This is a genomic window from Sutterella sp. KLE1602, from assembly GCF_001578585.1.
Classification (GTDB): Bacteria; Pseudomonadota; Gammaproteobacteria; order Burkholderiales; family Burkholderiaceae_F; genus Sutterella; species Sutterella wadsworthensis_A.
Genome location: NZ_KQ968512.1, coordinates 1 through 10164 on the forward strand (window position 1 = coordinate 1; position 10164 = coordinate 10164).

Genomic DNA, 10164 nt, shown 5'->3' on the forward strand with positions numbered 1-10164 from the left:
CATCAGTTCGAACTTGTAGGCGATGTTGGCTTTCGTGACCTCAATCCTACACCGTCCTTTTCGAGGACGCATACTTCGCACGAGTTGGTGCGAAGGGGATTTGAGCGCCTATCATCCCGGCAGTTAAAACCGCGGGTTTTCTCGGCTCGACTTTATAAGGGGTGCTTGATGTTAGACAACGTGTCTGCGGAACGATAAAATTACGTGTTTAAATCCGGGGTCGCCCGCCTTGCGGCGGCGGGGCCGGACCGAACAAGTTTTTGACACGGACGCCCGACCCTGCGTCCTGCCTCAGCATGCATCCACGTCTCAGCCTGAAAAATATCACCAAGCGGTACCCGGGGATCGTTGCCAACGACGGCATCAACATGGATATCGCGCCCGGTGAAGTGCTCGCCGTCCTCGGAGAGAACGGCGCCGGCAAGTCCACCCTCATGAAGATCATCTACGGCTCGGTGCGTCCCGACGAGGGGAGCCTCGAATTCGACGGCAGGCCCCTCGACGTATCGAGTCCTGCCGAAGCGCGTGCGAGCGGCATTGCGATGGTGCACCAGCACTTCGCGCTTTTCGACACGCTGACGGTGGCCGAGAACGTGGCCCTCGGGCTTCCGCCCGGCCGCTCCACGGCCGAAATCTCCGAGGAGGTGAAGACGCTCGGCGAGAAGTACGGCCTTGAGGTGGATCCCGCTGCGGTCGTCTACGAGCTCTCGATGGGTGAGCGCCAGCGCGTGGAGATCATCCGCGCCCTGATGACGAATCCCAAGCTCCTCATTCTTGATGAGCCCACCTCGGTGCTCGTGCCCCAGGCCGTCAGGAAGCTCTTCGTGACGCTCCACCGTCTGGCTGAGGAAGGCGTCTCCATTCTCTTCATCTCCCACAAGCTTGACGAAATCCGCGAGCTCGCCGACCGCTGCGTCGTGCTGCGTGCGGGCAGGATCGTCTCGTCCGTCAATCCGAAGGCCGAGACCGAGGCGTCGCTTGCCCGTCTGATGATCGGCGCCGAGCCGCCCGCGATCCGCGAGGCCTCGGGCACGCCGGGCGAAGTGGTCTTCGAGATGAAGGATGTCAGCTATCCAGGCTCGCTGCGCGTGTGCGGCATCGAGAACGTCTCCGTGGCCGTGCGCAAGGGCGAGATCGTCGGCGTCGCCGGCATCTCGGGCAACGGTCAGGCGCGCCTGATGGCGGTCGCTGCGGGCGAGGCCCCCGTCGCCGACGAGGGCGTCATGCTCTTCGGCAAGCCCGTCGGCAGCCTCGGCACCCGTGACCGCCGCCGCCTCGGCCTACGCTACGTGCCCGAGCAGCGCCTCGGCCACGCCGCCGTGCCCGAAATCTCGCTCCAGACGAACACCTATCTCACGGGCGACGACCTCGTGAAGCACGGCTTCATTCTCGAGGAGAAGGCCCTGCGCTTCACGGAGAAGATCATCGAGCGCTTCCACGTGAAGACCCCGTCCCCGCAGAAGCATGCGGGCGGCCTCTCGGGCGGCAATCTGCAGAAGTTCATCATGGGCCGCGAGATTCTTCAGAATCCGGGCGTGCTCATCGTCAATCAGCCCACTTGGGGCGTCGACGTCGGCGCCGCCGCCACGATCCGCAACGCGCTGATGCGCTTGCGCGAGGACGGCGCGGCCGTGCTCGTCGTTTCCGAGGAAGTCGACGAACTCTTCGAGATCTGCGACCGCATCGCGGTCATGTACCGCGGCCATCTCTCTCCCGCCGTTCCCAAGTCTGAAATGAACATTGAAATCGTCGGCCGCTGGATGTCCGGTCTCTGGCCCGACGGCCCCGCCGGCGCGTCCGGTCATGAAGGAGGCGAAGCATGAATTTCCCCATTGCCATGACCTCGCGTCAGGAGCCCGCCCGCAGCCTGCGCTGGCTGTCGCCCGCGCTTGCACTCCTGCTCACGGTCGTCGCGGGCGCCGTGATCTTCGCCACGCTCGGCAAGGATCCCGTCGAGGCCCTCGTCACCTTCTTCATCTCTCCGCTCGACAGCCTGAGCGGCTGGGCCGAGGTGTGCGTCAAGATGACGCCGTTGCTGCTCTGCTCCGTGGGCCTCGTGGTGTGCTTCCGCGCCAACGTCTGGAACATCGGCGCCGAGGGCCAGCTCGTTGCGGGCGCCATTGCGGGCGGCGCGGTCGCCTTGATGTGCAACGACACGACGGGCCCCTGGTTCGTCGTCCTCGTCATGCTGGCCTCTGCGCTCGGCGGCGCTCTCTGGGGCGCGATCACGGCGCTTCTTCGCCACAAGTTCCACGCCAACGAGATTCTTGTCTCGCTCATGCTCGTCTACGTGGCGCAGTTCCTGCTCTCCTGGGCCGTCCAAGGGCCGCTTCGCGATCCCGACGGCTTCGGCTTCCCGCAGACCGCGCTCTTTGAAAGCGGTGCGCTCCTGCCCGTCATCCTCGAGGGCACCCGCCTGCACGCCGGCGCCCTGATGGCCGTCATCGCCGCGCTCGGCATCTGGGTCCTCATGGACAAGATGGAGATCGGCATGGAGTTCAAGATCTCCGGCATGGCGCCGCTCGCCGCCCGTTATGCGGGCTACCGTCCGGGTCACCTGATCTGGATCTCGATGCTCATCTGCGGCGCCCTCGCGGGGCTTGCCGGCGGCATCGAGGCCGCGGGTCCGCTCGGCCAGCTCACCCCGACCATCTCTCCGGGGTATGGCTTCGCAGCTATCATCGTCGCCTTCGTGGGGCGCCTGACGCCGCTGGGCTGCGTGCCCGCCGCGTTCATCATGGCGCTCTTCTATCTAGGCGGCGAGCTCGCGCAGAGCCGCCTCGGCCTTCCGTCCTCGATCACGGGCGTCTACCAGGGCCTTCTTCTCTTCTTTATACTCGCCTGCGATACGATGATCTTCTATCAGTTCAAGTGGATCGGCTTCAAGAAGGAGGCTGCCTGATGAGTCTCGCCGCATCGATCATTTCCTCCACGCTCAACGCGGGGACGCCCCTTCTCATCGCCGCCGTCGGCATCATCATTCATGAGAAGTCGGGCGTGCTCAACCTCGGCATTGAGGGCATCATGCTCATGGGCGCCGTTTCGAGCTTTGCGGTGACGCATGCCACGGGCAGCTTCGAGCTCGGCTTTCTCGCGGGCATGGGCGTAGGCCTTCTGCTCGGCCTGCTCTTTGCGTTCTTCACGATCGGCCTTCGCGCCAACCAGTACGCCGCAGGTCTTGCGCTCACGCTCTTCGGCACGGGGCTCTCGGCCTTCCTCGGCCAGTCCCTGCAGGGCGCCGCGCTTCCCGGCCGCGCTCCGCTCGGCATTCCGGGCCTCGAGGGCATTCCGTTCCTCGGCGAGGCGTTCTTCTCCCAGCACTGGCTCGCCTATGCCGCGCTTGCGATGATCGCGGGCGTCTGGTACTTCCTCTTCAAGTCTCGTCCCGGCCTCATTCTCCGAGCCGTCGGCGAGTCTCCCGAATCTGCATTCGCGCTCGGCTATCCCGTGCGCCTCATCCGCTTCTGGGCCGTGCTCTTCGGTGCCATGATGGCGGGGCTTGCGGGCGCCTACCTCTCGCTCGTCTACACGCCGCTCTGGGTCGAGGGCATGGTTGCGGGCCGAGGCTGGATCGCACTTGCGCTCGTCACGTTCGCCACCTGGCGTCCCGCGCGCGTGCTCGTCGGCGCCTACCTCTTCGGCGGCGTCACGATGCTTCAGTTCGCGGTTCAGGGCATGGGCATCGACATCGCGCCGCAGTTCATGGCCATGACGCCGTACATCGCGACGATTCTCGTGCTGGTTCTCATCAGCCGCAATCCCGCCTGGATCCGCCTCAACGTGCCCGCCTCGCTCGGCAAGCCGTTCGCGCCGCGCAGCTAAGAATTTCACCTGGCGAGAAGGTAGGCATGTCCTGCCTTCTTGGCTAAACTAGCCATTGATTCTTTTACTTCTGTCTTCAGGAGAATTCATCCATGCAAAAACGTACTGCCTTCAAGCTCTGCCTCGCCGGCGCCACCGCCGTCGCGCTCAACGCCGCCCCGGTCGCCGTCTTCGCCAAGGACGAGCCGCTGAAGGTCGCCTTCGTCTACGTCAGCCCGGCCAACGAGGAAGGCTGGTCCTCCCAGCATGACATCGCCCGCAAGTTCGTCGAAGAGAAGTTCGGCGACAAGATCAAGGTGACCTGGATCGAGAACATCCCTGAAAATGCCGACGCCCAGCGCGTCATCCGCGACCTCGCCCAGCAGGGCAACAAGATCATCTTCGCGACGTCGTTCGGCTACATGAACTCCGTCATGAAGGTCGCCAAGCAGTTCCCGAACGTCTACTTCGAGCACGCCACGGGCTACAAGACGAGCAAGAACGTCAAGAACTACACGGCCCGCTTCTATGAAGGCCGCTACCTCGCCGGCATGCTCGCCGCCGCCACGACGAAGACCAACATCCTCGGCTACGTCGCCGCCCTTCCGATTCCCGAAGTGTTCCAAGGCATCAACGCCTACACGCTCGGCGCCCGCGCCGTGAACCCGAACATCGAGGTCCGCGTCGTCTGGACGTCCTCCTGGTACGATCCGGGCAAGGAAGCCGACGCCACGAAGGCCCTCATCGGCATGAAGGCCGACGTGATCACGCATCACACGAACTCCACGGCCGTCGCCTCCACCTGCGAAGAAGCCAAGGTTCCGGTCATCTCCTACAACTCCGCCATGCACAAGGCTGCTCCGACGATGCTTCTCGGCGGCGTCGTGCACCGCTGGGAGGAGTACTACACGAACGAAATCCAGAAGGTGCTTGACGGCAAGTGGGACAACACCCCGGTTTGGGGCGGCGCGAACGTCCACATGATTGAGCTTGCCGACATGACCCCGAAGGCTCCGGAAAACGTCGCCTCCCGCATCAAGGCCACCTACGCCAAGCTTGAAAAGGGCGAGTTCCATCCGTTCACGGGTCCGGTTGTCAGCAATGAAGGCAAGGTCATGATTCCGGAAGGCAAGGTCGCCACCGACGAAGAACTCCAGCAGATGATGTACTTCGTTGAAGGCGTGGCCAGCAAGGTCCCGACCGCCAAGTAATCCGCTCTCAAGGGCTTGATTCAGGGCCTCTTCCTCCTTCGGGAGGCGGAGGCCTTTTTGCATTCTCGGCACGCGTCGTGCGAGGCATGAGTCTTTTCGCAGGCTCGGCTAAGATAGCGTTCCGAACGGGGCGAGCGCCCCTGCATTTTTTCCGGATGCCGACATGACGACCGACACGCTTCTTCTGATACTTACGGGCCTGTGCGCCTTTCTCGCCGCCGCTGTGGTCTGGCTCGTGCTCGAAATGCGCCTTCTGAAGATCCAGACTTCGGAGAACCTGCGGCGCGACGAGCAGGACGAGATGATTGAGGCGATCCTCACGGGGGTGAGGAGCGAGCGCCAGGAGGTGCAACAGGCGGTCCTCAACGTCGAGCGCGGCGTCTCGCAGACGCTGGCGGGGCTGACCGGCTACCTCACCGAGCAGCAGAACAGGAGCGCGGCCGAGGTGCGTACGCTCAACGAGACGGCCAGACAGTCGCTTGCCGAGACGCGCGAGGTGATGAACCGCCAGCTCCTTGAGCTGCAGGGGCTGGTGGACGCGCGCTTCGCGAAGATCATCGAGACGAATGCATCGGCGAGCGAAGCGCTCGGCGCCAAGCTCGAGTCCAAGTTCTCCGAGATCCGCACGAGCGTGGACGCCAGCCTTGAGAAGGTGCGCGCAGGCAACGAGGCCCGCCTCGAGGAGATGCGTGCGACGGTTCAGGAAAAGCTCGATCGCACGCTCTCCGAGCGCCTTACGGCGAGCTTCAGGACCGTGGACGAGAAGCTCGGCCTCGTGCAGACGGGGCTGGGCGAGATGCGTACGATGGCCGAGAGCGTCAGGGACCTCAAGGGCATCCTCGCAAACGTGAAGACCCGCGGCACCTTCGGCGAGACGCAGCTCGCCGCCATCCTCGCCAACATCCTCACGCCAGCGCAGTACGGCGCCCAGGTGAGGGTCGTGCCGGGCAGCCGGGAGGCGGTGGACTTTGCGGTGAGGATGCCGGGCGCTTCGGGAGACGGCCCCTGTTGGCTCCCTATGGACTCGAAGTTCCCTGTCGAGGACTATGCACGCCTGCTTGATGCCGAGGCGAGGGCGGATGCGGCTGCGGCCGCCCAAGCGAGGGCGGCGCTTGAGAGGGCCGTCCTTGTGCAGGCAAAGTCGATTCATGACAAGTACGTCAGGCCGCCCTACACGACGGAGTTCGCCGTGATGTACCTGCCGAGCGAGGGACTTTATGCGGAGGTGATCAGGATTCCGGGGCTCTTCGAGAAGCTTCAGCGCGACTGGCGGATCACGCCCGCGGGGCCGACGGTCGTATCGGCGCTCGTCAACAGCCTGCAGATGGGCTTTGTGACTCTTGCGCTTCAGGAGCGTTCGAGCGAGGTCTGGAAGGTGCTCGGCGAGGTCAAGGGTGAGTTCCTGCAGTTTGCCGAGGGCTTCGCGAAGGTGCAGAAGAAGTTCTCCGAGGCGCAGTCGAGCCTCGATGCGATGAAGACGCGGCAGAACGTGATGCAGAAGAAGATGAGTTCGATTGAGGCGGCTGGTCTTCTCGAGGAAGATGGGCAGGAAGAGACGGGCGCCGCGGACAAACTGTCTCAAGGCGTACGAGGTTCGAACGCGAGCGTTGCGGCTGGGCTAAACTGAACGCATGGCCGCCGCGGGTGCGGCGCTTTCAAGGAGTAAATATGAAGAAGATCATGCTTGCCGCCATGATGATCTGCGGCGCCGTTGCGCTTGCCGGATGCAACACTGTCGCCGGTTTCGGCACCGACCTCAAGAAGGGTGCCAACCACGTCGGCACGGCGCTTGAGAGCATCGGTTCCAAGGGCCAGAGCAGTCAGGCGCCTGCCAAGTCGGCAGAATCCAAACCGGTCGAGGACAAGTAAGTCCTTTCCGTCAAGCGAATGAACGGGACCCGCTTCGAACGTCGAAGCGGGTCCTTTTTCTAAGCGCGGGGTTCAGGTCTGGGTGAGGGCCGTGCTTACGCGTCGTTTTCCTGCGCATTGTGCGGACGACGGCGGAAGCGGTTGCGCAGGCCGCCAAGGCGACGGTGATGCTGCGGCTTGGGTTCGAGCGCGGGGTCCTGGGCCGGGGCGCCGTTGTAGCGCGGGATGTCGGCGGGGACCGGGGCGAGTTCGCCGAATTCGGGCGTTTCGCCTGCGAGGAACTTCTTCTCGTAGTCTTCGAGCGCGCGGCCCACGACCTTCGACAGACCGATCAGGGCGATGATGTTCGGGATCGCCATCAGGCCGTTGAAAAGGTCGGCGAGCTCCCACACGAGGGTGACGTGGAGGAAGGAGCCGGCCATGATGAAGGCGAGGACGAGCACGCGGTAGATCGAGACGTAGCGCACGCCGACGAGGTACTTGACGTTCTGCTCGGCGAAGAAGTACCAGCCGACGATGGTCGTGAAGGCGAAGAAGAGCAGGCAGACCGCGACGAAGCCGTTGCCGATCGTGCCCAGACCGAGCGTGAAGGCCTTCTGGGTGAGCGCGATGCCGGTCGTCGTGCCGTCAAGCGAACCCGTGCAGAGGATTACGAAGGCGGTCATGTTCACGACGATGAACGTGTCGATGAAGAGGCCGATGATGGCGGCGAGCCCCTGTTCGGCGGGGTGCTTGACGCGGGCTACGGCGTGGGCGTGCGGGGTCGAGCCCATGCCGGCTTCGTTCGAGAAGAGGCCGCGGGCGACGCCGTAGCGGATGGCTTCCTTGATGCCGGCGCCGATGACGCCGCCGGTGGCGGCCATCGGGTCGAAGGCGCCCACGAAGATCATTTCAAGGGCATGCATCACGCCTTCGAGGTTCGTGAAGATGATGGTGAGCGAGCCGATGACGTAGATGAGGGCCATGATCGGGACCATCTTTTCGGCGAACGAGGCGATGCGACGGATGCCGCCGATGAAGATGAAGCCGGCGATGATGAAGGTGAAGATGCCGGTGACCCAGGTCGGGACGTTGAAGGCAGTGTAGAAGGCGCCGGCGATCGAGTTGGCCTGCACCATGTTGCCCACGAAGCCGAGCGCGATGATGATCGCGACCGAGAAGAAGGCGGCGAGCGTCTTGCTGCCGAGACCCTGGCTGATGTAGTAGGCCGGGCCGCCGGTCAGGTGGCCGTGAGCGTCGCGGGTGCGGTAGAGCTGGGCAAGGACGGCTTCGGAGAAGATGGTCGCCATGCCGAAGAAGGCGGCGATCCACATCCAGAAGATGGCGCCCGGACCGCCCATGGCGATGGCGGTGGCCACGCCGGCGAGGTTGCCCGTGCCCACCTGGGCCGAGATGGCCGTCGCGAGCGACTGGAAGGAGGACATGCCGTCCTTGTCGGCCTTGCGGCCGAAGAGCGTGATGCCGCCGAAGACGTGCCTGGCGGCCATGACGAAGCGCTTGATCTGAACGAATCGAAGCTTGAAGGTGAAGTACAGGCCCGTGCCGACGAGCAGCGGAATGAGGCCGTACATGCCCCAGAGCAGGCTGTTGATGCTCTGAATGATTTGAGTGGTCTGATCCACGGTGATGACTCCGGTTTTTGCTTGAAAAGTGGGGCAGTCTTCGGGCGGAGTTTGTCCGAATCTGGGCCTTATGATTCTGACCGGGGAGGCAGGATGCGGACACTTGGAAACGATCCTGCGGACAAGCGGTTGAAGAATAATGATTCGCCCGGTCCCAGGTTCTCAGGCGGAACCCGAGCCTTCATTCTATGAATTGGTTCGGGAATCGCGAGATGCCCCGGGACGCATTCAGGGGATGGGCATTCTGCCTAGATTCGGGGGAAACGCCTGTGCGTGTGGCGCTGGTGGTATTTCGTATCGTTTCGGACGATTTCGGGGTTCGTTGATGCGCGTCAAGTCGGTTAGGGAGACTCGGCGGATGGCCTGCGGCACAGGCTAAGGTGTATTCCCTAGGTGGTTCTGACGGGATTGGGGGACACGAAACGGGGGCTTCTCAGACGGAGTGGAAACGGCTAAAATAATCGGCCTTTTTCTTCCTCTGTTTTTTTGGAGTCGTACATGTTGCGAAAGTTCATGCGCGGTGCGCTTTACGTCGCCTTCGCCATGGTGGCCCTCTGGATCATCGTCAACGTCATTGCCATGGCGAAGTACGCGCTCAGCTGAGCGCGTCGAGCCTCGCCGCCGTCTCTTCAGGACGGAAGGCGCAGGCGCCGTATCGCTTCATCTTGCGGCCGGCCTTGAGCACGAGCTTGTCCTTGCTCACAAGAAGCTTTGCGCCGCCCGCAAGCGTGAGCGTGAAGAACTTCTGGTCAAGGGGGTCCCTGCACTGGACCGTGATGACGTCGGCCGCCTCCCTGATCTTCTCCTCGTCGACGGGCACGCTCATCGAGCACCAGAGCGCTGCGAGTCTCGCCGCCTCGTCCTCGTCGCCCGTGAACGCGGGGCGCGAGAGCACCTCCGCAAGCTCCATGACCGCCTCGCCCGAGCGCAGCGCATGGATGCGCCCCTCCTCGAGGGCTCGTCTCAAGTCCTCAGAATGTGGGTCTTCCCAGTAGATGAGGTCGAGCACGACGTTGGTGTCGATGACGGCGGGGACGCCCCTCGGTTCGGAACCTGCCAGGGCAAGGGCTTCGGCAGCCACGCGGCTGCTCAGGCGTTCGGTAAGCGGCATGAAGATCTTTTCAGAATGTTGCTGGGCCGTGAATAAGGTCGCTGTGGGGGACTGACGACCAATGAAAATATGTTGACGTTCTCTCCGCCGTGAACGACGGAGATTCTCTACTGCGTTAGCAACTTGCGCTGCTGATTACTTCGGTGGATTCCTGCTGCTGATTCGGCGCCGGCTTTTTAGACCGACCCAAATTCACTTGAGCCAGAGCATTCCTCTCAGACTCCCCACAGGCTAACGAGCTTCGTCCGCGCTTTTTGCTGTTGATCGCAGCCACGACGTCCGCGTTTCCCTGATGTCCGCAGGAGATGCATTTGAACAACGCCTGCGTCTTGCGATTGTCTTTGGAAACACAGCCGCATATCGGGCAGGTGCGACTTGTATTCTGCGGCGGCACCGTATGTACGTGTCCGCCAAGTCTCAACGCCTTCCAATCAAGCTTGGAGAAAAACATCCCCCAACCCTGATCGAGAATGGAACGGTTGAGACCACTCTTTTGTGCAACGCGACTGCCGGGCACCTCAACAGTTCCCTTCGCGGATGCCGTCATGTT

Annotated in this window: 9 protein-coding genes; 6 read left to right on the top strand and 3 right to left on the bottom strand. The window is 63.1% G+C overall.

Annotated elements, in window-relative coordinates:
* The first annotated feature begins 296 nt into the window (after window positions 1-296).
* The 6 genes from HMPREF3036_RS03220 to HMPREF3036_RS03245 all read left to right on the top strand — a co-directional run bounded on the left by HMPREF3036_RS03220 (window position 297) and on the right by HMPREF3036_RS03245 (window position 6881).
* Complete coding sequence (locus HMPREF3036_RS03220) at window positions 297-1823, top strand: ABC transporter ATP-binding protein (RefSeq protein WP_005433191.1); 1527 nt, start codon at window positions 297-299, stop codon at window positions 1821-1823.
* Window positions 1820-2902 carry an ABC transporter permease gene (locus HMPREF3036_RS03225; RefSeq protein ID WP_062331481.1) on the top strand — a complete coding sequence of 361 codons (1083 nt, stop codon included), beginning with the start codon at window positions 1820-1822 and terminating at the stop codon, window positions 2900-2902. Before HMPREF3036_RS03220 ends, HMPREF3036_RS03225 begins: the two co-directional genes overlap by 4 nt.
* Window positions 2902-3822, top strand: a complete 921-nt coding sequence (locus tag HMPREF3036_RS03230) for an ABC transporter permease (protein ID WP_062331483.1) — start codon at window positions 2902-2904, stop codon at window positions 3820-3822. The genes HMPREF3036_RS03225 and HMPREF3036_RS03230 overlap by 1 nt, the downstream gene beginning before the upstream one ends.
* Before the next feature lie 92 nt (window positions 3823-3914).
* Window positions 3915-5012 carry a BMP family ABC transporter substrate-binding protein gene (locus HMPREF3036_RS03235; protein ID WP_005433186.1) on the top strand — a complete coding sequence of 366 codons (1098 nt, stop codon included), beginning with the start codon at window positions 3915-3917 and terminating at the stop codon, window positions 5010-5012.
* A gap of 163 nt (window positions 5013-5175) precedes the next feature.
* Window positions 5176-6639, top strand: a complete 1464-nt coding sequence (gene rmuC / locus HMPREF3036_RS03240; protein WP_062331486.1) for a DNA recombination protein RmuC — start codon at window positions 5176-5178, stop codon at window positions 6637-6639.
* A 41-nt stretch (window positions 6640-6680) separates the two neighbouring features.
* On the top strand, window positions 6681-6881 hold the full coding sequence (locus HMPREF3036_RS03245; protein WP_005433182.1) for a hypothetical protein: 201 nt from the start codon (window positions 6681-6683) through the stop codon (window positions 6879-6881).
* A 95-nt stretch (window positions 6882-6976) separates the two neighbouring features.
* Here the strand turns inward: HMPREF3036_RS03245 and HMPREF3036_RS03250 are convergent, their stop codons facing one another.
* The 3 genes from HMPREF3036_RS03250 to HMPREF3036_RS03260 form a co-directional block, all read right to left on the bottom strand.
* A complete protein-coding gene (locus HMPREF3036_RS03250) occupies window positions 6977-8503 on the bottom strand; it encodes an alanine/glycine:cation symporter family protein (RefSeq protein WP_197457927.1) in 1527 nt (508 codons plus the stop codon).
* 595 nt (window positions 8504-9098) lie between these two features.
* Window positions 9099-9614: a PIN domain-containing protein gene (locus tag HMPREF3036_RS03255; protein ID WP_062331492.1), complete on the bottom strand. Its 516-nt coding sequence runs from the start codon at window positions 9612-9614 to the stop codon at window positions 9099-9101.
* Window positions 9615-9729: 115 nt separating this feature from the next.
* Window positions 9730-10164: RNA-guided endonuclease InsQ/TnpB family protein (locus HMPREF3036_RS03260; protein ID WP_197457928.1), on the bottom strand; the 435-nt coding region annotated here is incomplete at its 5' end.